Below are 25,848 nucleotides of genomic sequence, written 5' to 3' on the forward strand. Positions count from 1 at the left end.
AAAACCTTTCACGGGTGGGCCGGGGAAGATTGCGGCCGGGCGGCCGGTATCGGCGTACCCTCCGCGCCAGAGGCGGAGGCGGCATCGGAAAGCCATTTTTCGAAAGGCAGCGTCTTGATCGTCTCGGGATCGGCAGTTGTGTCGAACAAAGCGCGATAGCCGTTGGTCAGATAAAGGCCCACCGCTTCCGGCTGACGGAAGCCCGTTGTCAGATAGGCGCGGGCATAACCCTGCCGGATCGCCTGCTGCTCCAACTCCTGAAGCACTATCTTCGCAAGCCCTTGCCGGCGGTAGGCCGAGTGGGTCCAGACCCGCTTGAACTCGGCGCTCTCTTCGTCGTAGCGCATGAAGGCACCGCCGGCGATCGCCTTGCCGCCGCGCAGCAACAACAGGAAGTTGCCCGACGGTGGGCTGAAGGCCTCCGGCGGATATTTGTTCATTTCCGCCCTGGCGCCTTCCGCACTGAAATATGTGCCGTAGCGGCTGTCATATTCGAACAGCAGCTCCTCCAGAAGCGGGGCTGCGAGCGGATCCTTGACCGATGTGTAGAGAAAACTGTCGCTCATCTCGTTGTCCTAAATTCGTTGCATCAGGAGAGATACGCTTCCGCCAGACGCACCCAGAAGCGCGCCGCAGGCGCGATGATGGCATCGTTGAAATCGTAGTGGGGGCTGTGCAGCGGCGCGCTTTCGCCATTGCCGACGAAGAGATAGGAACCTGGCCGCTCAAGCAGCATAAAGGCGAAATCTTCGCTCGCCGTTCGCGGCTGAAAGCCTTCGGCAACCTGTTCGGCGGGGAAATGCCGCTTGGCGACATCGCGGGCGAAAACCGTCTGCCTGACATGGTTGATGACGGGCGGGAAGCCACGGGAATAGGCGACATCGGCGGTTGCGCCGAAACTTTCGGCCTGCGCTTTCGCAAGGGCGGGAAGCCGCTCCTCCAGCCGGTCGCGAACGGCCGGCGAAAAGGCCCGGGCGGTGATCTGGAGTTCCACACTCTCGGGAATGACATTGGAGGCCGTGCCGCCATGAATGGAGCCCACCGTCAGTACTGCCATTTCACGCGGATCGACATTGCGCGAGACGATGCTCTGCAAGGCAGTGACAAAACTTGCCGAGGCGAGGACCGGATCGACCGTTTCATGCGGCGCCGCCCCGTGCCCGCCCTTGCCGATGATGCGCACCTTTGCCTTGTCCACGGAGGCCATGGCGGGCCCTTCGACGAAGCCGAATTGTCCGGTTTCGACACCCGGCCAATTGTGCAACCCGAACACAGCATCGACGGGAAACCGCTCGAACAGCCGGTCCTTTATCATCGCCCTCGCGCCTGCACCGATTTCCTCGGCGGGCTGGAAAATCAGCGTCAGCGTACCGGAAAAACTCGATGTTTCGGCAAGGTAACGGGCGGCGGCGAGCAGGATCGTCGTGTGGCCGTCATGACCGCAGGCATGCATCACACCCTGCGTCTGGCTGGCATAGGCAAGGCCGGTCTCCTCGACGATGGGCAGGGCGTCGATATCGGCGCGAATGCCCAGACGTTTGTCACCGTGACCGCGTTTCAGGGTGGCGACGACGCCATGGCCGCCAACGCACTCCGTCACCTCATATCCGAAAGACAGGAGATACCGGGCAACAAGCGCCGCCGTGCGTTTTTCCCCCAGCGAAAGCTCCGGATGCCGGTGGAGATCATGCCGGATGGCGATGCTCTCCTCGATAAAGGCAAGGATTCCCCGTTCGGCGTCGTCCTGGGGACGCGCGCCGTCAATGCGGATATTCATGGTTCTGGTCTCCTGCGCCGCGCTTCACCCGCACAGCACGTTTAAATTTTCTTCGGGCGACAACAGCTGCCGCCCGGCCCTACCTCATGCGATAGCCTTGTCGGGGCCGCTTTCGGCGCGGGAATAGATGCTTTCCTTGAAAGGCAGGCCTAGGTGCTCACGCAGCGTTGCGCCTTCCAGATGCGGTTCGAAATAACCACGACGCTGAAGCACCGGAATGACGAGGCGGATGAAATCGTCCAGCCCTTCGGCAATGACCGGGAAGCCCAGAATGAAACCATCGGCCGCATCGTGCTCCACCCAGCGGATGATCTCGTCCGCCACCTTGTCCGGGGTTCCGATGAAGCCTTCACGCGGGGTTGCGGCTTCCAGTGCCGCCTCGCGCAGCGTCTGGTTCTTTTCCTTCGCACGGCGCTTGATGCGGTCGGTCGTCGAACGGAAGCTGTTCTTGCCGATATCTCCGAGTTCGGGGAAAGGCTCATCCAGCGGATAGACGCTGAAATCGTGATGGTCGAAGAAGCGGCCGAGATAGGCAAGCGCATCCTCGATGGTGATGAGGTTGCGGATGATGTCGTATTTCGCTTCCGCTTCCTCCTGCGTTTCACCGACAATGGGTCCGATGCCGGGGAAAATCTTCACGTCGGAAGCGGACCGGCCCTGCGCGACAGCGCTCTGCTTCACACGTTTCAGGAATGTCTGGTTTTCCTCGAGCGAGGCGGAATTGGTGAAGACGGCATCGGCATGTTTGCCCGCAAGGCCGATACCGGCATCGGAAGAACCGGCCTGGAATACCACCGGTTGGCCCTGCGGCGAACGCTGGATGTTCAGCGGGCCTTCCACCTGGAAGAAACGGCCCTTGTGGCCGAGCGTGTGGAGTTTTTGCCGGTCGAAAAATTGCCCCGTATCACGGTTGCGCACGAAGGCATCGTCGTCCCAGCTGTCCCACAGCCCCTTGATCACCTCCAGATATTCATCGGCGATCTCGTAGCGCAGGGCATGTTCGGGATGGTTGCGGCTGTAGTTTTTCGCCGTGCCTTCGAGCGGCGTCGTCACGGCATTCCAGCCGGCCCTGCCGCCGCTCAGAAGATCGAGCGAGGCAAACTGGCGCGCGATGGTGAAAGGGTCGCTGTAGGAGGTTGAAACCGTGCCAGCGAGGCCGATCTTCGACGTGACGGAAGCCAGCGCCGAAAGGACGGTCAAAGGCTCGAACCGATTGAGGAAATGCGGGATGGACTTGTCATTGATATAAAGCCCGTCGGCCACGAAGGCGAAGGCAATACCGGCTGCTTCCGCCTTCAGCGCTGTTTTCCTGAAAAAATCGAAGTTGACGCTGGCATTGACCGGGCTTTTCGGGTGCCGCCAGGCGTTCATATGCCCGCCCGGGCCCTGGAGCATGATGCCGAAACGGACTGTCTTTTTCGTCATGTCATTTCCTCCTGAGGACAAGTTCACGCCGCCCTGGAAAGGCGGTGTGTGGCCAGCAATTCGATCGAGGCAAGCCGCTGATCGGCTCCGACATGCGGCGGTTCAATGATGAATTCCTCGATACCGTGCTCATCGGAAAGCGCGCGCAGCGCCTTGTGAATATCCTCCGGCCCGCCATGCAGGACGTTGGGCTTGCGCTCCTCGATGCGATAATCGGTATCGCCGGACTGGCGGGCAAATTCTTCGGCCTGCTCACGGCGGCCAAGATTGAACGCCTTGCCGTCACTGAGGAACACACGGTAGATGCGCTGCCCCTCAACCTGTTTTGCCGCATGGTCCGGATCGCTGGCGGTAAAGACCGAGAGGGCAAGGATCGGCGCTTTCCCGCCGCTTTCCTCGCGGAAAGCCGAGAGGCTGCTGCGAAGAACCTCCGGATCACCATTGAGATGACCGGCAAAGACAAAATTCCATCCTCTGGACGCCGCAAGCCTTGCGCTTTCAGGGCTGGCGCCGAGCAGAAATCTGTCCACCGCAACCGGCGGCACCGGTGTCGCCTGCAACCCGGCCTGCGTATGACCCTGCGGTGCAGCGCCCGAGAGGAACGTGGTGAGTTCACTGAGTGCCGTTTCGAAATCCGGCTTGCGGGCGGGGTCATAGGCTTGCTGCAAGGCGGACGTCGCAAGCGGCAGTCCGCCCGGCGTCTTGCCGATACCGAGATCGACCCGGCCGGGCGCCAGAGAAGACAGCACGTTGAAAACTTCAGCGACCTTGTATGGGCTGTAATGCTGCAGCATCACGCCTCCCGAGCCGACGCGGATACGGGAGGTCTTCGCCAGAATCCACGCAACCAGCGCCTCAGGCGCCGAACCGGCAAGCTCCGGCGAATTGTGATGTTCGGCGACCCAGAAACGGCGGTAACCCAGTTCTTCGGCGCGTCTGGCGAGATTGATCGTGTCGCGGAACGCGCTTGCCGCGTTCTCACCCGTCGGAACCGGGCTCTTGTCCAGCAAACTGAGCGTATACATCATCACCTCGCACGTCTTTTGATGCATACTTTGTCTACTGATTTTATATGCTAATAAAGGACGTTCGTTCCACGTTGCGATGCGATCAGAGAAAATATTATTTCCCGCGATGTTTTCAGCAGTTGTCTTTGGCAAAGCAATCCACAACCATCAATACACTGGCGCAAAAAGGCAGGCAAAGAGGCGTTTCCGGTACCGAGCCCGGACGAAACGGGCTTGCGCCGGAATTCGGTAAAAACTACTTAGTAAGTTGAGAACAACATGATCCGGCATTCCAGACTATGCCGGCTCTCTTTTCGGATCATGCAATGCTGACCAAAAAAGGCAAATATGGGTTGAAGGCTCTTGTCGATCTGGCGCGGTTGCCCCAGGGCGAGACCGCCTTCGTGACCGAGATTGCGACCCGTAACAATATTCCGAAAAAATTTCTGGATACGATCCTTCTCGAGCTGCGCAACAGCGGCATCCTGCGCTCCAAGAAGGGACCGAATGGCGGCTATTCGCTCTCGAAAATGCCATCGGAAATCATGATCGGCCAGGTCATCCGCACGCTCGATGGGCCGCTGGCCCCCATTCGCTGTGCCAGCCGCACCGCATTTGAAGCCTGCGACGACTGTGACGATCCCGAGACCTGTCAGGTCAGGGTTTCGATGACGGACGTGCGCGACGCCATCGCAACAATCCTGGACAATATGACGCTCGCACAATTCGTCGCCAAGGACGGCCAGGACGCGCGGTCCATTCCTGCGGGCGAATAGGCGCTGCCTATTGCCGGCGCAGATCGTCCCCCAAAGACGCAATCAGCCCGGATTCGCTTACGCCATCGATAAGGCCGAGGCGCGCCATCAGGATTTCCAGCGTGATGGCATTGTTCCTGACCGAGCGAAAGGTGACATTTTCCGCACCCACCTGCGCCGCATCGATATTGGCCGCCAGCCGAGAGATTTGCGCTTTCAGCAGTTCAATGGCGAGAAAGACTTCGCCAATGACTGGCCGTGTTTCGCCTTCGTCGGCCAGCCTGTCGATCAGGAGTGCGGAAAGCTCGCGCTGCTTTTCACCCAGTGCCACGGCCGCCTTCAAGAGAGTGGAAACGGAGGCGGCCAGATTTCCAGCCCCCTGGGCAAGGAACGCCACCTGATCGGCGCGCAGCAGGCCGTCCCATGATGTATTGGGCCGATTGCGCAAAACGACGAGCAGCGTCTGCCCGGCTGCATTGACGGCCGGAACGACGATCCAGTCCGCATCGGCAGTGACCGATCGCATGGCATCATCAGGAAGCCGCAAGGCATAGTCATCACCAGTCACCAGCACTGCCTGATCCACACCGGCGTCGGACGATGCAAGCGCAAATGTCTCACCAAGATCGAGGCGGGCAAAAAGAGCCTTGCGCTGCTCTTCGCTTCCCGCATTCCGGATGAATTCAAGCGCGGTGAAATGTTCGACGAGATCATGCGCCGCTGCCGCATCGGCCGCCGAAATAATCGAAAGCGCCTGCGAAAGAACGTCATTGGTTATATCCGCCCCACCCAACTCATTCGGAACGGAGAGGGCGAGGAGACCGGAACGGGCGATCCGCGCATGGATTTGCCCTGGACTTTCCACGGCGCATTTTTCAGCGATCATACGGGCGACGGTCAGGACATCGCCATCCGCGCCGAGACGCGGGGGCACGAAACGAATTCTTTCGCCGAGTGGCGTGACGGATCCCATGCTCAACTCCCTCAAAGAATGACCGCGTGAAAGCGCCGGAAAGGACGGCGCTCAGTCCAGCGAATGATACCTGCCGTTTTGATAGACCAGCGAGTGCCCAGAGCCGAGGCGGATTGCCTCGACCTTGCCGATGACGATGACGTGGCTGTGCCGCTCGATTGCCTCCTCGATGGTGCAGTCGATTGCGGCAACGGCATCCTCGAGAATGGGCGCGCCACTCGCCAGACGGGTCCATTCCGCGCCGCGATAACGCTCTTCCCCTTTCAGGCCGCCGATGCCCGCAAACTGATTGGCGACGAACTGATGGTTCGGGCCGATAATATTCACCGCGAAATGACCGAAACGCTCCACCACGGGCCATGTGGACGAGGAGCGGTTGAGCGCAACCAGAATTCTCGGCGGATCGACCGACAGGGCGGTGGCGGATGTCACCGTGGCGCCTGTGCGCGCATCACCCTCGCCTGCCGTGATGACGCTGACGCCGCCGCCCAGCGTTCTGAGCGCCGCCTTCAGGCTGTCGGCATCCGGCGCCTTGCCGGAAACGGGATCGCGGAGATTGATGAATTGTTGATCCTTGGCCGCATATTGCAATGTCATCGGTGGCTCCTGAAAACAGCTGATTTGTTCAATAGCTAACAGCGGCGGCGGGGTGTGAAATAGACATCGTTTTCCATAATCGTAATATTCTATAGAAATAATGTTTTATGTAGCCTTTCCCTTTGCCTTCGGGCATCCCGCCGCGTGGGTGTTGCCGGAAACCGCAAAGGAAAGACGGCAGAAACCGCCGTCCCGTGATTGATCAGGACCCGGACACCAGCTTGACGTTGCCGCCGTGGCCACCACCACCGAAAACCTGTTTCGAACCGAAGGAGGAGCGGATCTGGTTGCGCGGACCATCAAGCCCGATTTCCGGGAACAGCAGTTCGGATATGCGATAGGCTTCCTCCAGATGCGGATAGCCCGAGGCGATGACGGTATCGATGCCCAGAGCCTGATATTCCCGCAGCCGTGCCGCGACGGTCTTCGGCGAACCGACCAACGCCGTGCCCGCACCCGAACGGACGAGACCGATGCCCGCCCACAAATTTGGGGAGACTTCCAGCCTGTCACGACGGCCATTGTGCAGCGCCTGCATTCTGGCCTGCCCAACGGAATCCGACGCCTTGGAAAAGGCCTCCTGCGCCGAAGCGATTGTTTCGTCGGAAAGCTTTGAAATCAGCTTTTCGGCATCGGCCCAGGCTTCCTCGTCGGTTTCGCGCACGATGAAATGCAGGCGAATGCCGAAGGTTACCTCCCGCCCCTTTTTCGCAGCGGCGGCGCGAACCTTGGCGATTTTTTCCGCCACCTGTGCGGGCGGCTCGCCCCAGGTCAGATATTTGTCGGTGATACCCGCCGAGAAATCGATACCGGCATCGGAAGAGCCGCCGAAGTAAAGCGGCGGACGCGGTTCCTGCACCGGCGGCAGGCCTAGCTTCGCGCCCTGCGCCTTGATGTATTTGCCGTCGAGATCCCCCTTGCCGGTTTCGATCAGCGAATTGAAGACCTGGAAGAATTCGTCGGCGTGATCGTAACGCTCGTCATGCGGCAGGAAGATGCCGTCACCGGCCAGTTCCTGCGCGCTGCCGCCAACCACGATGTTGAGAAGCAGCCGCCCATGGGAAACACGGTCGAGCGTGGAGGCCAAGCGCGCATAATAAGCCGGCGAGGCGACGCCCGGACGGATGGCGACGAGGAATTTCAGCCTCTCGGTATAGGCTGCGAGATTGGCAGCAAGGATGAAGGATTCTTCGCAGGCGACGCCGGTCGGAATAAGCACGCCGGAGTAACCCAGACGATCCGCAGCCTGCGCTATCTCGCGAAAATAGCCGGGATCTGCCGGACGTGACAGATCGTCGGATCCCAGATAACTGCCATCGCCTGAGGTCGGTATGAACCACAGGAAATCGAGTGGTTTTTCAGCTTTGCTCATCGACAGGTCCTTTGCAATCCGCCCATCGGGCAATGCGGCTTGATTATAAAAGGGTAGCCAATTCCCCGGCGCGTTTAAGAAATTTTGTTCCAATTTCTCGACGGAGAGGAGAGTTTATCTCCACGGAAACAGGGCGGTTCGATTGGAAGGCGAACAATCTTCCCTGATGTCACAGGACCGGATAGACGCCGAGCATCGCGAAATTCATTTCGCAGATCTCTTCCCGTTCGAGTTCGAGATCACTTTTTTCCTGCCGGAAGCGTCCGGAATGATCTAGCGGATGAAGGTTGCCCTGTTCATCCTGGCGCGGTCGCCGCCACGTCAAACCAAACAGATTAAAAGTAAACGCATGAAATCCCTGCGGCATGTGCGCCTCCTTTGGTCAGCCCCCTCTATCCTCCGGCGAGCGCCGAAAATGGTCAATATTTTCCATAAAATTACTATTCTATAATTGGCGGATCGCCGACAAATGTGGACTAAGGCTGTGGCGGCGGGAAAAATTCCGTTCCTAACCATCAGAAAGAGGGTGATCGCGCCGGCATCCGGCACGCTGGCTGCAAATTTCGAAGAATGACCGTTACGGCCAGGCAAAACGGCGCTTGAAAAGGAGCCCGGCAAAGGCGCCGAAACCGCAAAAAAACAGGAACACCCAGCCCGACAGCGCACCCGCATGGATGCCCGACAACAGGACACCGATGGTGCAGCCAAGTGCTGTCATGCCACCCCATCCCATCAATACGCCACCGGCAAAACGTGTCGCCAAACCACCGGCTGAAGGCCAGGATGGCTGGAATTTTCCGGCAGAAAGGGCGGATGCAAAACTCGCAATAATCAATCCGCCGACGAAGACACCGTTTGGCGACAGGATCGTCGTTTTGACGGCGCTGATGCATCCCCTGACCGTATCAAGACCTGCAAGCGTTTCCGGCACCCAGCCTGCCGAAGCCCCGGCCGTTCTGACAAGACTGCCAAGTTCGGCCGTCACGCCAAGAGGTGCCACGCGGAAATAGGAAAAGGCGCTGATGGCCGCGACAAGCACCCCGGTTACGACGGGTGGCCAGCGTTCGACGAAAACGCTTCGAAGCGCCTGATGCAGCCGGCTTGCCGGGATCGTGGCTGAAGGAGCGGGAGGTGTCTTATCGAAAAAAAGAACGATGAAGATCAGGACAGCCAACAGAACACAGGCGATCAGCAGCGCCGGGCCATATCCCAGATGGTGCGGTAACCAGACGGGAAGATCGTCGAAAATGCTCAGCGTGTAGAGGAAATTCCAGCTGAGAAATGCCAGCAGAAAACCGAAGCCGGCGCCGACTATGACAAGCACCGACCCGAAAGCCCCCTCGCCCAGCCGGTAAAAATGTCCAGACAGACAGGAACCGGACAGTGCCGCGCCCACGCCAAAGACAGTCGACGCAGCTGCCAAAATCCAGCCAACCGGACCAATATGTGCATTTGGCGGCAGGCGTCCGGGTTGCGGAACCGGCATCCAGGCCATGGTGACGATCTGGTAGAACACCACGCCGGCCAGAAGCGCGACAAGGATTGAAACAACACCGTCCGAGCGCTTGTTGTCGATGAAATCGCGAAAATTGCAGAGAAAGCAGAAGCGCCCGCGCTGCATCACAATGCCGAAAGCGGCACCGGCCAGAAGCGAGAACGCAAGCTGCCTGCCATTTTCAAACGCCCCGAGCCGATAGGCCGCGACGGCCAGTGCGGACAAAATGGCAAGTGCCGCGAGGCGGAGTATGATCGAACGCATGAAATACCGGAGGTGTCGGAAGAACAAATGCCGGCGCGCTTTGTCAGCGCACCGGCCTGAAGGTGAAGCGTCTTCGGCTTATTTCCCTGTCCACACCGTGCCGGTGGGATTGCTGATCGGAACGCCGACCGCATTTCCGTATTCGGTCCAGGAGCCGTCATAGTTGCGGACGTCGTAGCCAAGTATCTTCTTCAGCGCGAACCAGGTGTGGCTGGAGCGTTCGCCGATACGGCAATAGGTGATAACGGGCGCCGAACCGTCGATACCCTTTTCGGCGTAAATCGCCTTGATCTCGTCTGCCGATTTGAAGGTTCCGTCCTTGTTGACGATGGTACCCCATGGAACATTGACAGCACCGGGAATATGGCCAGCGCGGACGGACAGCTCCTTGACGCCATCGGGGGCGAAAATCTTGCCCGAATATTCATCCGCCGAGCGAATATCCACCAGCTTGATATTGTGCTTGCCCTCGGCCACCGCCACCACATCGATGAACCGCGCCCGGACCGATGTGTCCGGTTCGCCCAGCTTCAGCTTCGTTTCAGCCGTTGCCGGCGCGGATGTGTCCAAAGGCAGGCCCTGGGCTTCCCAGAGTTTGCGGCCACCATCGAGAAGCTTCACCCGGTCGCCCAGGCCATAAGTCTCGAAAATCCACGCGCCCCAGGCGGCAAACCAGTTGTTGTTGTCGCCATAAAGAACAATGGTGGTATCGTCACCCACACCGGCCTTCTGCAACAGGGACTGGAAATTTTCCCGCGCGGCGATATCGCGCCGCTCCCTGTCGACGAGATCCGTGTGCCAGTTGAGGTTCACCGCACCGGGAATATGCCCGCGCTCGTAGACGCCGGTGTCGACGCTTACCTCAAAGACCCGCACCTTCGGATTATCGAGATTTTCCTTCAGCCAGTCCGCCGTAACCAGCGCGTCCGAAGCCCCGGCCGTGGCCAACGATACCGTCGACAACAACAATCCGCCGAGTGCCGACATTGCAAGCTTGATCCTGGACATTTCCTTACCCCTTCCTGATTTGATGACCGATGAAAGGTGACAACAAAACCCGATGGAGCGAAGAAACGCTTTTTCATATTTTCTGTAGAAAATAAATGCAGTCACTCAAAAACAATCAAAAGGTGAGATTCAAAATTTTTTACGGAAATTTTGAATTAAAAACTCCCAAAGGTTGTAGTTAGGAGCGAATGGAGCCGACGCCTGAAGCGCATGCATGGCGAATGGAAAAACTATAGAGCTCCGGCATCTCCCTGCAGCAGCGCACCGTGCAGGGCAGGCAATCCGCGCTTCCTCGATCTTGTTGTCGAGATGTCGGACGCCGTTTTCAGGCGTTCGAAAAGAGCATAGCCCTCAGGCCACCGGCCGAAACCGGCAGCAATATTGATGTGTCCAACGGCGCCGAGGTTGACGAGATCGCTTCCCCAGTCGGCAGCGGTGCTGGCCAGCTCTTCCGGGCTCATATAGGGGTCGTTCATGCTGCCCACGACAAGGCTCGGAAAGGCGAGCGGCGCTTGAGGAAATGCGCCGAAGCGGACGATGCAGGGATGCATTGCCTCCACCCGGTCGAGATGGGCGGGTGCCACCAGAAGCGCACCCTTGATCCTGCTGGCTATGGGTCGCGACGCCATGTTCGCGACCAGCAGGCAACCGAGACTGTGAGCGACAATATAGGCGCTTTCGGTTGTGGCGAGCGCCGCTTCGAGGCGACCGAGCCAATCTGCAAGAACCGGGCACTCCCAATTCTCCTGATCGACCAGCCGCGCCTCAGGATCATCCAGCAGCCAATGTCTCTGCCAATGTCCCTCGTCCGAACCATTGAGACCAGGGACAATCAAGGTGGTACACATGCCTACTCCGTTGTTTGCGGGCGGTGTGCGCCAAGAATGGTGACTTTCCCCATTTTAGTCGACTATTGCCTTGCTCAGCTTTTCCGGCGTTAGGAAAAATCGAACCAGACATTGTCTCGTGAAAAGAAAATGCTTTCTCTGTTGCCGGTTCAACGCCACTTAACGGGAATCATTTCCTCAAATATTTTCTATGGAAAATATATGCATATTAAAGCTTGGACGCGGAAAGCTTTTCCTCTGCCTCACCCCAAAAGAAACGCCGCTGCTTGGCCCACCGGGCGTCGGTTTGCCATTCTCACGCGATCGGAGGCTCTCGCCTGCCGAACCTGAAATGGCAAAGGCCCGAAGCCCGGCATCGTCATTTCACCGCGACATAAAACGAAATACAGGCGGATAATGTGAGCAGCACGAGCGAATTTCTCTGGTACATCCCCAATGATGTCAAACCCGGCCATCGCGGCGATGCCGTCAGCGAAAACCATAACAGCCTCGATACATTGACCAGCCACGCGACGGCGCTGGAGAATCATGGCTGGAAAGGCGCATTGCTTGGCACCGGCTGGGGCCGGCCAGATACGTTCACGGTGGCGGCAGCGCTTGCGGCGCGTACCACCACATTCGAGCCGCTGATCGCCATTCGCCCCGGATACTGGAAGCCGGCAAATCTCGCATCCGCCGCCGCCACGCTCGACCAGCTTTCGGGTGGCCGGGTGCGGATCAATGTCGTCTCGGGTCGGGACGAGCTTGCAGCCTATGGCGATGAAGAAGGCGATCAGGCGCAGCGTTATGCGCGCACCAAAGAGTTCATGCGGCTGGTGCGACGGCTCTGGACCGAGGAAGACGTGACATTCGAGGGTGACCACTTCAGGGTCAGGAACTCCACCGTGTCACCGCGCATCAAAGAGCGCGCCGGCCGGCCGCATCCGAAGCTGTATTTCGGCGGCGCTTCCGAGGCCGCCGAGCAGGTCGCGGCAACCGAGGCCGATGTGCAGCTCTTCTGGGGCGAACCACTTGCCGGCGTGGGCGAACGGATCGAGCGGCTCAAACATTTCAGCGAGACGCTCGGCCGCGACCTGCCGCCGCTGCAGTTCGGCCTGCGGATCACCACGCTGGTGCGCGAAACGACAGCCGAGGCGTGGCGCGATGCGGAGGCGAAGGTTGCCGAAATGGCAGCAAACAACGGCGTACGCTGGAATGACCATCTTCAGGGCGTGGCCGTCGGCCAGCGCCGGTTGCTGGACTTGCACAGGCAGAGCGATGTGCTGGACGACAATCTTTACACCGCGCCCGGCAAATTCGGTGGCGGCGGTGCCGCAACGACATGGCTGGTGGGTTCAGCGGAAGATGTTGCCGCATCGCTACGCAAATACCGTGCGCTTGGCATTACCCATTTCGTGCTTTCCGACACACCCTATCTTCAGGAGATTGAACGGCAGGGCGACAAGCTTTTGCCGCTGCTCCAGAACTGATGCGCGCGGCTTGGTCATGGGCGGCCTGCAACAAAGCCGCCCATATGGTCGCCGGTCAGCCGCCGGCCGCCTTGATGCTCTGACGGCCGAGGATGGTTCGGATCATATGGCTCTGCGGCGCATGCGCCCTCGCCGTTATGGCGTCGCGATGATGGCGCTCAAGGTTGTAATCCCGGCGAAGGCCGCGATTACCGCCAAGCTCCAGCGCCAGATCGGTCACCGCCACCGCATTGTCGATCACCACATGACGGACAGCGAGCGCATCCGTTCCCACCCTTTCTCCCGCATCGATATCGCGGGCGACGGAGAGAAGCAGACGCCGGTTCGCCGCAAGCAGAACCTCGATCTGGCCGAGGCCTTCCTGAATGCGCGGAATGGAGGATAGCGGCGCACCGAGACTGGCCGGGACATGGCCCGTGAGGTGCCGCAACAGGGCGTCACGCGCCGAAAGCGCAACACCGTGATAGACGGAGGCCAAAAGCACGAAGAAATTATAACCGTCGGCCTCGTCGCGTCGCAGCGGCTCGTCCGCCGGCTGTTCGGCAACGAGATCGGCCAGCGGCACCCTTACCTCCTCAAGCACCAGATCGTCGCTTGCGGTCGCATACATGCCGGTCGCTTCCCACGCCTTTTCCTGCGTGATACCAGGTGCATCGAGCGGGACCAGAAGCTGGATGAGGCGCGGCTTCTCTTCTGTCGTCAGAGCAAGCACGATCGCCCATTTCAACCCCGGCAGGCCAGTGACGAAGCTCTTGCGGCCATTGACCACCCAGACATCACCCTCTATCCGCGCCGTCGTTTCCGGCAGGCCGCCATGGGCCGGCGAACCGATCCCCGGCTCCGCCTGTGCATTGTTCAGAAGCGCCGGCTCGCTATTATTGGCGGCCAGCACCTTTGCCGCGAGAGCTGCTGGCCACTTGCCGCGCCGGATCGCTGCATGGACGCTGTAATGCATGGCAAGGATGAGGGCGGTCGATGGGTCGCCCTTGGCGATGGCCGCAATGACCGCGTGGGCCGTTTCCATACCCTCTCCCCAGCCGCCATCCTTTTCAGCCGACACCAGTCCGAGCAGTCCCGACTTGAAAAGCGCCTCGAAATTGGCGGCGGCGAATTCGCCGCTTTTGTCATGCTCCGCCGCGGTCAGGCTGAAATCTTCGGCAAGGGCGGCTGCGATGGCGACGGGGTTTGAGGCCTGCTCCGGGCGGGGAATGGCCGATAATGCGCCACTCATGCAACCGCCCTTTCATTTGCCGTGACAAAACGGTCATCGATCCACGCATCGAGATCGAAGTCATTTTCAAGGAAGCCCCATTGATGCAGGAAATCCTTGTAATGGCCGACAGCGGCGACGAGCTCCGCATCGAGGCCGAGGCCAAGATGGCGGTGAACATCCGGCCCGTTGGCGGCCAGAACCTGCTCTTCAGTCGCACCCGCCTCGCGCGCGATGAAACGGCGGGTTTCTTCCGGGTGCTGTTCGGCCCAGAGCGAGGCCCTGGCGATTGAACCAACCAGCCGCTCCACCAGGTCGGGGCGCTCATCGGCAAGCCGTCCGTCAACCGTCAGCACGCGCGGAGAACCGGAATTGATGCGGATTTTCGGGTCGGGGTGAAAACCGAACTCGGCCACCTGCACCGCTCCGATCAGGTTCGCGGCGGCGATACCAGCCGTTCCCTTCACGAAAACCGCATCGACGTCACCCCGCAACAGTGCGATGATTTCCTCGCCGAAGGATTGCCGGCGCTTCAGGCCGAACAGCGACGGCCCTTCCTGCGAGGCCAGCACCGAATCCTTGATGACGATGTCCTTGAGTTCGACATCCTCTATCTTCAGCCCTTCCAGCGAAAGCGCCGAAACGATGCCTTTCAGCGCCGTCGCGCGCATGAAATCGACAATGCCTTCCGGCCGGCGCGGCACGCCGAAACGGCGGCCGACGAGATCGGAAAGCGAGCGGATACCGGTCTCCGGCAGGGTGATGATTGCCTGAAACTCATCCGTCCAGGTCACCCCGATAAGGCGCGTATTGCGCCCCTCCGAACGGGCTCGAATGGGAGGCACATTGCCGCCATGGCGGAAGGACCATTCCAGCGTGTGGTTGAAATGGCTCTGTCGGACGGAACGGTCAGGCGAATCGATGATGGATTTCAACGCTATGCCGACCTCCTCAAAGGTCTGCTCGAGATAACCGAGCTGTGCCGCCAGCCCCACCGGCGTGGGCACCGGGCAGCGTGTGTACCAGATTTCAGAAAGTGACGTGCTCATGGCTTTGGCCTCGATGAAAGGGAAAGGTCCCGGCCCGCCGCAAAGGGGGCCGGGTCTGGCGAGACGATCAGGATGCGGCGATATGCGCGAAGGCGAGGCTTCCCGCCACACCTTCGGCGCCGACGGTGTGATCGGCGATACGCTTGTTGAAGATGGTAATTTCTGGTGCTGCGACGATATCAATTGCCGGCACATCATCGACGAGAATCTGCTGGATTTCCTTCCATTGCGCGACGCGCTTGTCCGGATCGATCTCGATGGCGGCGGCTTCGAGAAGCGCATCCACCTTCGGATTGCTGTAGGCCGCACCATTGGAGAAGGGCACGCCCTTCTTGAAGTTCTTCGACCAGTAAAGCCGCTGCACGCCGACGGTCGGATCGAAGAGATTGCTCATGCCCTCATAGGCAAAATCGAAATCGCGATCCGTGTAGATGCGTTTGGTATAGGTGGCGAAATCCTGCGTCCGCACCGTCACATCCACGCCGACCTTGGCCAGCGCCTGACGAATATAGTCCGCACCACGCGGATAGGCCTCGGTGCTCGGCACATAGTCCAGATTGAGCTTGAAACGGATGCCATCCGCACCGCGCTTGTATCCGGCCTCATCGAGAAGCGCTTCGGCGGCCTTCAGATCGATCGGGTAGGTCTTCAGATCATCCACGAACCATTTCGTCAGCTTCGGATTGATCGGCCCGGTGATGGTTGCGCCGTAACCGTAATTAACGGTGTTGAAGATGACGTTGCGGTCGATCACATGCGCGAAGGCGCGACGGACGCGCACATCCTTGAACACATCCTTTTCGAGATTGAACTCCACGCGGCTGACGGAATTCGAATATTGATAGCCGTTTGTCTCAAAACCGAGGCTGGGAAGCTCTTTCAGGCGGTCGAGATCGCTATAGGCGACCGGCGTGCTGGGCGCGAGATCGATCTCACCGGTTTCGATGGCAATCGCCCGGGCGGAAGCGTCCGGAATGAAGCGGACGATGAGCTTGTCGAGATAGGGACGCGGCGCATCCCAATAATCGGCATTACGCTCGAAAACGATATGGCTGCCGCGCACCCACTCCTTGAACTTGAACGGGCCGGTGCCGATGGGGGCGAGATTGACCGGGTTTTCGGTGACTTTCGTGCCTTCATAGAGATGTTTCGGCACGATGGGTGTTTCGGCGGCGGCGAGCGCCGTTATCAGGTACGGCGCGGGTTTGGAAAGAACCAGAACCGCCGTCAGCTCGTCCGGCGTCTCGACAGCAGTGAGGTTCAGGAATGTATTGCGGCCGCGCGGATGCACTTCCTTGATGGTATTGATGGAGAACGCCACGTCAGCGGATGTGAAGGGCTTGCCGTCATGCCACTTCACGCCGGGCCTCAGATTGAAGGTGTAATGCAGACCATCCGCGCTCACTTCCCATGATTTGGCCAGCAGCGGCTTGGGATTGAGATCAAAATCATAGGTCAACAGCCCTTCGGTGACCTTGGGCGATATATAGACGGAATTATAGGCTGTGTGTGCGATCGTCGTCAGCACCGGCGGCTCCGATGAGATGAGCAGGGTAGCCGTGCCACCGCTTGCCGGCTCCGCCGCGTTGAGCTTCAGCCCCGGCAGCGACACCACGCCAAGCGCCACGGACGCCAGCAGAAATCCACGCCGCGTCGTCTGGTTGAAAATAGTCATGCGATACCCTCTCCTTGATTGAACCGGCGAAAAACCGGCAAACTGAACGGCCGCGTTTAGGAAGAAGTTTGTTCCGCAGACGAGAGCGAGCTTGGCATGAAGAACCAATCATTCTCATTAACAGGAATTATCTTTTCTTTATGGCGCATATTTCCGTAAATTTCAGAAAATAATTCTATTACTCTTTGACAAATTCCATAAAATTAGTCAACTAATACCAGCGCCTTCAGGGGCCGATGTCATATTTCCACGCTTACGGACTGGAGCCGATGTCGAATTCGAAACGGATTTTATCGCAGGCAAGGCGGGTTGCCATTCAGGCCATTCCGACGGTTCTCGGTATCGTCATCCTGAACTTCTTCCTGCTGCAACTGGCGCCCGGCGATGCGGCTGATGTGCTGGCCGCGGAAGCGGGTTCAGCGACCGTCGAGACCATGGCCGAAATCCGCAACCGCTTCGGGCTGGATCTGCCTGTCGTGCATCAGCTGATGAACTATCTCGGCAATCTCGCGCAGTTCAGCCTCGGCTTTTCGCCGCGTTACGGCATGCCGGTGGCAGACCTCATCGGCCAGCGTCTGCCCGGCACACTCGCCCTGATGGGCGCAGCGCTCGGCATTGCGATTTTCGTCGGTGTGTTTCTCGGCTCGATCATGGCGCTTTTCTCCGGCAAGCTGCCGGACCGGATCATTTCCATCGGCTCGCTGATCTTTTATTCCGTGCCGGGTTTCTGGATCGGACTGATGTTGATCCTGACCTTCTCAGTGAAGCTCGGCTGGCTTCCCTCGGGCGGCGACAGCACCATCGGCAGCAGCCTCACCGGTCTCGACGCCCTGCTGGACAGGCTGCGTTATATCGTTCTCCCCGCCCTTTCGCTGGCGCTTTATTTTCTGGCCATCTATGCCCGCCTTACCCGTGCGGCGATGCTGGAAGTGAAATCTCAGGACTATGTGCGCACGGCGCGCGCCAAGGGCGTTTCTCCGCTCCGGCTCACCACGCGCCATATCCTGCGCAATGCGCTCATCCCCATCACCACCATGGCCGGCATGCATATCGGCGGCCTGCTCGGCGGCGCTGTCGTGGTCGAAACGGTCTTCAGTTGGCCGGGCCTTGGCCGTCTTGCTTTCGAAGCCGTCATGGCGCGTGATTTCAGCGTGTTGCTCGGCATTCTGCTTCTCTCCTCCCTCGTCGTCATCATCGTCAATGCAGCCGTGGACCTATTGCAGGCCTGGCTTGACCCCCGCATCGGAGAAAGCCGATGAATTCCTCCCAGACCACCGCTGTCCTCGACACGGCCGAACTCGGCGTCGAAGACAACAATCCCAAACCGAAGAAACCGGAAGAAAAAGCCTGGCCCTATATCCATGCGCCGGATGCGCTTTCAGCCCGCTCCGTCTCCGTGCCCCGGCGCGGCCTGCGGCGGGAACTGAAAATCTTCCTCACCAATCCCAACGCCATCGTCGGGTTGCTGTTTCTCGCAACCGTCATCGTCACCGCGCTGATTGCCCCCTTGATCTATCCCGGGGATCCCCTGGAAATGGTGGCCCGCCCGTTCCTCTGGCCCGGCCAGAATGCCGCCTATCCGCTCGGCACCGATTCCATGGGCCGGGACGTTCTGGCCGGCATCGTGCATGGCGCGCGCATCTCGCTCACCGTCGGGGTCGTGGCGACGCTGATCGGCCTGACGATCGGCATCGCTGTTGGCGCCTTCGCCGGTTATTTCGGCGGCGTCATTGACGATATTCTCGTCAAGCTGATCGAAATCTTCCAGACCCTGCCGAATTTCGTGCTGCTGGTGGTGCTCGTCGCCATCGCCCAGCCGTCGGTCACCACAGTCACATCGGCCATCGGCATCATCACCTGGCCGCTGGTGGCGCGCCTCACCCGTGCGGAATTCCGCGCCATCCGCGAGAAAGACTATGTGCTCGCCGCCCGCAGCCTCGGTTACGGCCATGCGCGCATCGTCTTTCAGGAAATCCTGCCCAATGCGCTGCCGCCGATCATCGTCACCTCCTCCGTCATGGTGGCGGGCGCGATCCTCATGGAGGCGGCACTCTCCTTCATGGGGCTTGGCGATCCCAACCGTGTCTCCTGGGGATCGATGATCGGTTCCGGCCGTGATGTCATCCGTACCGCCTGGTATCTGACCGCCCTTCCCGGCCTTGCCATCGTCTTCACCGTCATTTCGCTGAACCTCATTAGCGATGGCCTCAACGATGCGCTCAACCCCCGTTTTTCGGAGGAACGCCGATGAGCAAACTGATCGAAGTCCAGGATCTCTCCGTCAGCTTCGGCTCAACCCAGCCGGTCAAAGGCGTCAGTTTCGATGTCAGCCCCGGCGAAATGCTGGCCATCGTCGGCGAAAGCGGCTCCGGCAAATCCCTGACGGCGCTTGGCCTGATCGGCCTCCTGCCCTCCCACGCCAAGACCGGCGGGCGGGTTCTGCTCGAGGGTCGCGACCTGCTGCCGCTTTCCGAGCGTCAGTGGCGCGGCATTCGCGGCCGCGATATCGGCATGATCTTTCAGGAGCCGATGACCTCGCTCAACCCCGTGCTGACGGTCGGCGAACAGATCATCGAGGTGCTGCGCATCCACGAGAAGATCGACCGGCATCAGGCCCGCAAACGCGCCATCGAGCTTCTGGAACTGGTCAATATTCCAGACGCCCGCCGCCGGGTAGACGATTATCCGCACCAGCTTTCCGGCGGCATGCGCCAGCGCGTGATGATCGCCATCGGCGTCGCCTGCAACCCGAAACTCTTGATCGCCGACGAAGCGACGACCGCGCTTGACGTGACGATACAGGCGCAGATCCTGCAGCTGCTCGATAATCTACGCCGCGATCTCAACATGGCCGTCATCCTCATCACCCACGATCTTGGTATCGTGGCGCAATGGGCGGACCGGGTGATGGTCATGTATGCCGGCCGCAAGGTGGAAGAGGGATTGCCGGAGCCGGTTTTCTCCAACCCCTATCATCCCTATACGCGCGGCCTGCTCGCCGCCTCACCGCGCGCGGAAGACGGCCAGCACTATCGCGACGGGCCGCTCATCGAAATTCCGGGCTCCATCGTTTCCGCCACGGGGGAACACGGCTGCGCCTTCCGGCCGCGCTGTCCGAGCGCCCGCGGTTTCTGCGGGCAGTTCGTACCGCCGCTCCGGCAAATCTCGCAAGGCCGTTACGCCGCCTGCCCCTTCGTTGCTCCCACATCCCACGAGGTACCCGATGGCGCTCTTGTCAGTGCATAGTCTTTCCACCCATTATACGGGCGGACGCGGCACCGTGCGCGCCGTCGACGATGTCTCCCTCGATATCGAGGCGGGCGAGACCGTGGCGCTGGTGGGCGAATCCGGTTGCGGCAAATCCTCGCTCGGCAAATCGCTGATGCGGCTGGTCGAGCCATCTTCCGGCCGGATCACCTTCAAGGGCGCTGATGTGACGGCAATGACGTCATCCGAACTACGTGGCATCCGCCGCCGCATCCAGATGATCTTTCAGGACCCCTTCGCCTCGCTCAACCCGCGCCAGACGGTGCGCACCATTCTCACCGGACCACTGAAGGTGCATGGCATCGGCGACCGGGCGCGCCAGCGAGAGATCGTCGAGGCCATCGTGGCACAGGTGGGCCTGCCGGCGGATTCGCTCGACCGTTATCCGCATGAATTTTCCGGCGGCCAGCGCCAGCGCATCGGCATTGCCCGCGCGCTGGTTCTGGAACCGGAACTGGTGGTCTGCGACGAGCCGGTTTCGGCGCTCGATCTTTCGATACAGGCGCAAATCCTCAACCTTCTGGTGGAGATGAAGAAGCGGCTTTCGCTCTCCTATCTCTTCGTTTCCCACGACCTTTCCGTGGTGCGTTATTTCTCCGACCGCGTGCTGGTCATGTATCTCGGCAAGATCGTGGAAAGCGCGCCGACATCGGAACTCTGGGCGTCGCCAAAGCACCCCTATACGCGCGCGCTTCTCGCCGCCGTTCCCGATCCCGCTCGCCGCAAGCAGGCCGCGCCGATTTCCGGCGACCTGCCGAGCCCGCATAACCCGCCATCCGGCTGCCGGTTTCACACCCGCTGCCCACTCGCCACCGATCTCTGTCGCGAAAAAGCGCCGGATTACACCCTTTTCGGCAAGAACCACGCCGTGGCCTGCCACCATGCCCAATAAACTGAAGGAGCAACCATAATGGTCGACTATCGCTATCTCGGACGCAGCGCGCTGAAAGTTTCACCGCTGAGCCTCGGCACGATGATGTTCGGAGGCCCGACGCCGGATGACGTGGCCTTCCGCATCATCGACAAGGCGCGCGAGCAGGGCATCAACTTCATCGACACCGCCGATGTCTATCACGACGGCAAGTCGGAAGAAGTTGTCGGCCGCGGCATCAAGTCCACGCGCGATCACTGGGTTCTGGCGACGAAATTCGTCAATTCCCACACCAAGGGCCCAAACCTCGGCGGCCATTCGCGCAAATGGGTGATCGAGACCGTCGAGAATTCGCTGCGCCGTCTCAACACCGATTATATCGACATCCTCTATTTCCACCGCGCCGTCTTCGATGCGCCGCTGGAAGAGCCGGTGCGCGCTATCGCCGATCTCATCCGTGCGGGCAAGCTTCGTTATTTCGGCGTGTCGAACTTCCGTGGCTGGCGCATCGCCGAAATTTCGCATCTGGCCGACCAGCTCGGCATCGACCGACCGGTTGCCAGCCAGCCGCTCTACAATATCGTCAACCGCACCGCCGAAGCCGAGCAGCTGCCGGCGGCCAATCATTATGGCCTTGGTGTGGTGTCCTATTCGCCGCTCGCACGCGGTGTACTCACCGGTAAATACCAGCCGGGCGAACAGCCGGGCGCCGATACCCGTGTCGGCCGTGGCGACAAGCGTGTTCTGGAAACGGAATGGCGTCCGGAATCTGTCGAAATCGCCCAGAAAGTTGCAGCCCATGCCGCTTCGAAGGGCGTTTCGGCGGCGGATTTCGCACTCGCCTGGGTGCTGAACAACAAGTTCGTCACCGCCGCCATCACCGGCCCGCGCACCGAAGAGCACTGGGACGGATATATTCGCGCGCTCGATGTGAAGATCGATGCGGAAGATGAAGCGCTGGTCGATAGCCTCGTCACGACCGGCCACCCCTCCACACCCGGTTTCAACGATCCGAGCCATCCCGTCGAAGGCCGCGTGCCGCGCAATCTCGAGCCCGCACACCGCCCGGCGCTCAAGCCGCGGGCGGTCGCCTGATCGTCCAGAAGACCATGCCTGCGGCGCGCCCGTGCCGCAGGCCCTCACATCCGCTCAGGGAAAACCGCAATGTCCACTCCGAAACTGCAAACAACCACCACCGACAATTCCGGCGTACCGAGCCGTGACGAGATTCTGGCCCGGGCAAAGGACATTGCGGCCATCGCGGCCAAGGATGCCGCCCGTCGCGAACGCCAGCGAGAACTTCCCTTCGACATCTTCGCCCTTATCAAGGAAGCGAAGATCGGCACGCTGCGCGTTCCCGAAGCCAAGGGCGGACCGGGCGGCTCGATTGCCGACTATATCGAAGTGCTGATGATCCTCGGCGAAGCCGACAGCAATATTCCACACGCGCTTCGCAGCCATTTCAATTTCACCGAAAACCTCGCTCTCGCACCCATCGAGCTGGAGGACCGGCGGCATCTCGAACATGTGCTTGCCGGCAAGCTCTTCGCAGGCGCCAGTACCGAACAGGGCACCAAGCGCCCCGGCGAAATCACCACCCGGCTGAGTGCGGATGGTGACCGTTACCGGCTGAACGGCCGCAAATGGTATGCGACCGGCACGGCCTTTGCCGATTTCGGCACCTTCAGCGCCATTGGCGATGACGAACAACCGATTGGCGTGCTCATTCCGCTCGATCGCGCCGGCATCACCATCCTCGACGACTGGGACAGCATGGGCCAGCGCATGACGGCGAGCGGCGGCGTCCTGCTGGAAAATGTCGAGGTGCTGCCGCATGAATTGACGACCCGCAAGCTCGGCAGCCAGATCGGCCGCCACAGCTCGGCCATGCGGCAGCTGCATCTCGCCGCCTCGGCCGCCGGCGCCGTTCAGGGCGCGTTGAAGGACGGCTTGGAGTATGTGTTGCGCCAGGCGCGCACCACGCTTCACAGCAGCGCCGAAACCGCCAATCAGGACCCCTTCGTGCAGAAGATGCTCGGCGAAATCAGCGCCGGCGCTTTCGCCGTGAAGACGCTGATCCGCGAGGCGGCGAGAACGCTCGACCGCACCGCCGCCGCCTTCGCCACCGGGGACGAAGAGGCGATCGAGGCAGCCTTGCTGGAAGGCTCGCTCGCCACAGCCCGCACCCAGATCATCGCCTCGCAGCTGTCGCTGACGGTCGCCACCAATCTCTATGAACTCGGCGGCGGTTCGGCGACATCGAGCGAGCGGAATTTCGACCGCCACTGGCGCAATATCCGCACGGTCTACAATCACAATCCGCTTGCCCACAAGGCGCGGGTGATCGGGGACTATTATCTCAACGGCACCACGACGCATCTCCGGGAAGGCCGGGTGTTCTGACCATGCGGAAGATGCAGGCGGCAAAGGAGAAACAGCAATGAGAACGGAGTTTATCGCTCCCGCCGCGAGCCGGGCGGCTTTTCGCCTGCCCACACTTTCCCGGCTGCCACCGCTGACCGCCTTGCGCGCCTTTGTCGTCGCCGCCCGCCATGCGAGCTTTTCGCGGGCGGCGGAGGAACTGCACGTCTCGACCGCTGCCATCGGCCAGCAGGTGCGAATTCTCGAAACCCATCTCGGCCAGCCACTTTTTAGCCGCCAGCGCGGCGAATTGCTGCTGACCGATGCCGGCAGCGCGCTTTATCCCGGCCTTGCCGACGCTTTCGAAACCATGATCGGCAGTCTTTCCGACCTGATGGTTTCGAACGCCCGGCCGCAGCTGAAGGTTCTGGCGGAGGGTTGCTTTGCCGCCCGCTGGCTGGCGCCGCGGCTTGGCAGTATCGTTCCGGCGCTCGGAGACGTGGAGCTTTCCATCGAATCCCTTGAAAGCGAAACCATCGACCTCACCCATTTCGATGCCGATTGCGCCATCGTCGCCACCCATGCGCAGATTCCGGGCTTCATTCATGAGCCGCTTTTCGCCGATACCGTCAGCGCCGTCTGCACCCCGGAATTCGCGGCCCGCCATGGGCTTGCAGACGAACCGGAGCGCTTGCGGGATCTCGGCTTTGCGATGTTGCGTGGCAATGGCCTGGACCCGGCCTTCGAATGGGCGAACTGGCTTCGCGCCTGCCGCATTCCGCTCAGGCTTTCAGCGACCGGCCCGCGTTTTTCACGCCAGACGGCGCTGATAGAGGCAATCTCATCCGGCCACGGCATCGGCCTCGTGCGCCATTCCCTGATTTCGGAAGAGCTGAAAAACGGCCGGCTGATCGCTCCTTTTGGCGCACCGCAGCCGACCGCCAGCCGTTATCACCTGCTGACCAGTCCTGACAGGCGGCGGCTGCCGGAGGTCGCATCTCTACTCGCCCTGTTGCGCGAGGATATGCGTTCTCTCGAGGCCGCCGCCTGAACACGCCCGTCCCACCTCAGGCGCGTTCCCTTTGCAACTCTCTGGCCGCATAGATATTTTCCGGCCGAGGCAGGCCATAATGGTCACGCAGCGTGTCGCCCTCGTAATCCTCGCGGAACAGCCCCCGCTGTTTAAGGATCGGCACGACCCCGTCAACGAAGTTGTCGAACCCGCCATTCAACCATGGCGGCATGATATTGAAGCCGTCGGCCGCGCCCTCGCGGAACCAGGTCTCTATCCAGTCCGCCACCTGCTCAGGTGTTCCGGAAATCACCTTGTGGCCGCGCCCGCCGGCAAGCCGGTGCAGCAATTGCCGGATCGTCGGATTTTCCCGGTCTATGACATCGAGAACCAGCTGATGCCGGCTGCTATCCGCCTGCGCCCGCGTCGCCTCCACGGCTTCCTTCGGCAGCGGCTGGTCGAGATCGGCCGATGAGAGATCGATGCCGGTGATGCGCTGCAATTGCCCGAGCGAAAAGGCTGGCTGGATGAGATCGTTGAAGGAAGCCTCGAGCCTGCGCGCCTCCTCTTCGGTTGACGCGATGAAGGGGCTGATGCCCGGCAGGATTTTCACATGGGCGGGATTGCGCCCCGTGGCCGCGACGCGCCGCTTGATGTCGGAATAAAAAGACCGCGCACTCTCCAGAGTCTGATGCGCGGTAAAGATTGCCTCGGCATAATGGGCGGCGAAACCGCGCCCTTCCTCCGAGGAGCCGGCCTGCACATAGACCGGCCGGCCCTGCGGTGAACGCGGCACGTTCAGCGCGCCCCGCACCCGATAAAATTCGCCGTCGTGATTGGCAGGATGGATGCGGTCGGTATCGGCGAAAAGGCCGCTTTCTCTATCCGCAACAATGGCGTCATCTTCCCAGCTGTCCCAGAGCTTCGTCACCACATCCACGAACTCGATCGCCTGACGGTAACGATCCGCATGCGGCGGATGCTTCTGGAGATTGAAGTTGCCGGCGGCCGCATCCGCCGAAGTCGTCACGATGTTCCAGCCCACCCGGCCGCCGCTGATATGATCGACGGACGCGAATAGCCGCGCAAGATTATACGGCTCGTAATAGGTGGTGGAGGCCGTGGCGATGAAGCCGATCTTTTCGGTGACGGCGGCGAGAGCCGCCAGCATGGTGATCGGCTCCAGCCGGTGGCGAGCGGCATAGCGAATATTGGCGTCCAGCACCGGCGCATCGGCGAAGAAGATGGCATCGAGCTTCGCCGCCTCGGCCTTGCGGGCGATATCCTGATAGAGCTTTATATCGGTGACGCGATGTGGCTCGGAGTCCGGATGCCGCCAGGCCGCCTCGTGATGTCCGCCCGGATAGATGAAGGCGTTAAGAACCAGCTTCTCGGATTTTCTGCTCATGGGAA

24 protein-coding genes are annotated in these 25,848 nt (G+C 60.5%); 9 read left to right on the top strand and 15 right to left on the bottom strand.

All coding sequences use genetic code 11. From position 1 onward, the window contains the following. Positions 1-8 precede the first annotated feature (8 nt). From FY152_16490 to FY152_16505, 4 genes are all read right to left on the bottom strand, one after another. The gene (locus FY152_16490) at positions 9-566 is read right to left on the bottom strand and encodes a GNAT family N-acetyltransferase (protein ID UXS33769.1); all 558 of its coding nucleotides are present in this window, start codon (positions 564-566) and stop codon (positions 9-11) included. A gap of 23 nt (positions 567-589) precedes the next feature. Then, positions 590-1,777, bottom strand: a complete 1,188-nt coding sequence (locus FY152_16495) for an amidohydrolase (protein UXS33770.1) — start codon at positions 1,775-1,777, stop codon at positions 590-592. A gap of 84 nt (positions 1,778-1,861) precedes the next feature. Further along, entirely contained in the window at positions 1,862-3,202 is a 1,341-nt protein-coding gene (locus tag FY152_16500) for an LLM class flavin-dependent oxidoreductase (GenBank protein UXS33771.1), read from the bottom strand. Between the two features lie 23 nt (positions 3,203-3,225). Further along, complete coding sequence (locus FY152_16505; protein ID UXS35086.1) at positions 3,226-4,227, bottom strand: LLM class flavin-dependent oxidoreductase; 1,002 nt, start codon at positions 4,225-4,227, stop codon at positions 3,226-3,228. Between the two features lie 308 nt (positions 4,228-4,535). Between FY152_16505 and FY152_16510 the strand changes: the two genes are divergently transcribed. Continuing rightward, positions 4,536-4,985 (top strand): Rrf2 family transcriptional regulator, encoded by a 450-nt coding sequence (locus tag FY152_16510; GenBank protein ID UXS33772.1) that lies wholly within the window; start codon positions 4,536-4,538, stop codon positions 4,983-4,985. Between the two features lie 7 nt (positions 4,986-4,992). Here FY152_16510 and FY152_16515 read toward each other — a convergent pair whose 3' ends face one another. The 7 genes from FY152_16515 to FY152_16545 form a co-directional block, all read right to left on the bottom strand. Continuing rightward, a complete protein-coding gene (locus FY152_16515) occupies positions 4,993-5,937 on the bottom strand; it encodes an acyl-CoA dehydrogenase (protein ID UXS33773.1) in 945 nt (314 codons plus the stop codon). 51 nt (positions 5,938-5,988) lie between these two features. After that, positions 5,989-6,534: a flavin reductase gene (locus tag FY152_16520; protein ID UXS33774.1), complete on the bottom strand. Its 546-nt coding sequence runs from the start codon at positions 6,532-6,534 to the stop codon at positions 5,989-5,991. Positions 6,535-6,736: 202 nt separating this feature from the next. Further along, entirely contained in the window at positions 6,737-7,906 is a 1,170-nt protein-coding gene (ssuD, locus tag FY152_16525) for an FMNH2-dependent alkanesulfonate monooxygenase (GenBank protein UXS33775.1), read from the bottom strand. Between the two features lie 169 nt (positions 7,907-8,075). Then, positions 8,076-8,273, bottom strand: coding sequence for a hypothetical protein (locus FY152_16530; GenBank protein UXS33776.1), 198 nt, complete (start codon positions 8,271-8,273; stop codon positions 8,076-8,078). Between the two features lie 210 nt (positions 8,274-8,483). After that, entirely contained in the window at positions 8,484-9,665 is a 1,182-nt protein-coding gene (locus FY152_16535; GenBank protein UXS33777.1) for a YeeE/YedE family protein, read from the bottom strand. 78 nt (positions 9,666-9,743) lie between these two features. Next, positions 9,744-10,673, bottom strand: a complete 930-nt coding sequence (locus tag FY152_16540; GenBank protein UXS33778.1) for a sulfurtransferase — start codon at positions 10,671-10,673, stop codon at positions 9,744-9,746. Positions 10,674-10,903: 230 nt separating this feature from the next. Beyond that, the gene (locus FY152_16545) at positions 10,904-11,521 is read right to left on the bottom strand and encodes a serine hydrolase family protein (protein UXS33779.1); all 618 of its coding nucleotides are present in this window, start codon (positions 11,519-11,521) and stop codon (positions 10,904-10,906) included. A gap of 398 nt (positions 11,522-11,919) precedes the next feature. On the opposite strand from FY152_16545, the gene FY152_16550 reads away from it, so the two are divergent. Further along, positions 11,920-12,990: an LLM class flavin-dependent oxidoreductase gene (locus FY152_16550; GenBank protein ID UXS33780.1), complete on the top strand. Its 1,071-nt coding sequence runs from the start codon at positions 11,920-11,922 to the stop codon at positions 12,988-12,990. Positions 12,991-13,045: 55 nt separating this feature from the next. On the opposite strand, the gene FY152_16555 is transcribed toward FY152_16550, so the two are convergent. The 3 genes from FY152_16555 to FY152_16565 form a co-directional block, all read right to left on the bottom strand. Then, positions 13,046-14,221 carry an acyl-CoA dehydrogenase family protein gene (locus FY152_16555; GenBank protein ID UXS33781.1) on the bottom strand — a complete coding sequence of 392 codons (1,176 nt, stop codon included), beginning with the start codon at positions 14,219-14,221 and terminating at the stop codon, positions 13,046-13,048. Next, a complete protein-coding gene (locus tag FY152_16560) occupies positions 14,218-15,249 on the bottom strand; it encodes an ABC transporter substrate-binding protein (protein UXS33782.1) in 1,032 nt (343 codons plus the stop codon). The genes FY152_16555 and FY152_16560 overlap by 4 nt, the downstream gene beginning before the upstream one ends. 67 nt (positions 15,250-15,316) lie before the next feature. Then, positions 15,317-16,924 (bottom strand): ABC transporter substrate-binding protein, encoded by a 1,608-nt coding sequence (locus tag FY152_16565; GenBank protein ID UXS33783.1) that lies wholly within the window; start codon positions 16,922-16,924, stop codon positions 15,317-15,319. 269 nt (positions 16,925-17,193) lie between these two features. Between FY152_16565 and FY152_16570 the strand changes: the two genes are divergently transcribed. The 7 genes from FY152_16570 (at position 17,194) to FY152_16600 (ending at position 24,474) form a co-directional block, all read left to right on the top strand. Continuing rightward, positions 17,194-18,183: an ABC transporter permease gene (locus FY152_16570; GenBank protein UXS33784.1), complete on the top strand. Its 990-nt coding sequence runs from the start codon at positions 17,194-17,196 to the stop codon at positions 18,181-18,183. Further along, complete coding sequence (locus tag FY152_16575) at positions 18,180-19,175, top strand: ABC transporter permease (GenBank protein ID UXS33785.1); 996 nt, start codon at positions 18,180-18,182, stop codon at positions 19,173-19,175. The genes FY152_16570 and FY152_16575 overlap by 4 nt, the downstream gene beginning before the upstream one ends. After that, positions 19,172-20,170, top strand: coding sequence for an ABC transporter ATP-binding protein (locus tag FY152_16580; GenBank protein UXS33786.1), 999 nt, complete (start codon positions 19,172-19,174; stop codon positions 20,168-20,170). The genes FY152_16575 and FY152_16580 overlap by 4 nt, the downstream gene beginning before the upstream one ends. Beyond that, positions 20,148-21,083, top strand: coding sequence for an ATP-binding cassette domain-containing protein (locus FY152_16585; GenBank protein ID UXS33787.1), 936 nt, complete (start codon positions 20,148-20,150; stop codon positions 21,081-21,083). The genes FY152_16580 and FY152_16585 overlap by 23 nt, the downstream gene beginning before the upstream one ends. An 18-nt stretch (positions 21,084-21,101) precedes the next feature. Then, positions 21,102-22,157 carry an aldo/keto reductase gene (locus FY152_16590; protein ID UXS33788.1) on the top strand — a complete coding sequence of 352 codons (1,056 nt, stop codon included), beginning with the start codon at positions 21,102-21,104 and terminating at the stop codon, positions 22,155-22,157. A 69-nt stretch (positions 22,158-22,226) separates the two neighbouring features. Further along, positions 22,227-23,465 carry an acyl-CoA dehydrogenase gene (locus tag FY152_16595; GenBank protein ID UXS33789.1) on the top strand — a complete coding sequence of 413 codons (1,239 nt, stop codon included), beginning with the start codon at positions 22,227-22,229 and terminating at the stop codon, positions 23,463-23,465. A 37-nt stretch (positions 23,466-23,502) separates the two neighbouring features. Next, positions 23,503-24,474 (top strand): LysR family transcriptional regulator, encoded by a 972-nt coding sequence (locus FY152_16600; protein ID UXS33790.1) that lies wholly within the window; start codon positions 23,503-23,505, stop codon positions 24,472-24,474. A gap of 16 nt (positions 24,475-24,490) precedes the next feature. On the opposite strand, the gene FY152_16605 is transcribed toward FY152_16600, so the two are convergent. Next, on the bottom strand, positions 24,491-25,843 hold the full coding sequence (locus FY152_16605; protein UXS33791.1) for an LLM class flavin-dependent oxidoreductase: 1,353 nt from the start codon (positions 25,841-25,843) through the stop codon (positions 24,491-24,493). Positions 25,844-25,848 lie beyond the last annotated feature (5 nt).

Source organism: Agrobacterium tumefaciens (genome assembly GCA_025560025.1).
Taxonomy (GTDB): Bacteria; Pseudomonadota; Alphaproteobacteria; order Rhizobiales; family Rhizobiaceae; genus Agrobacterium.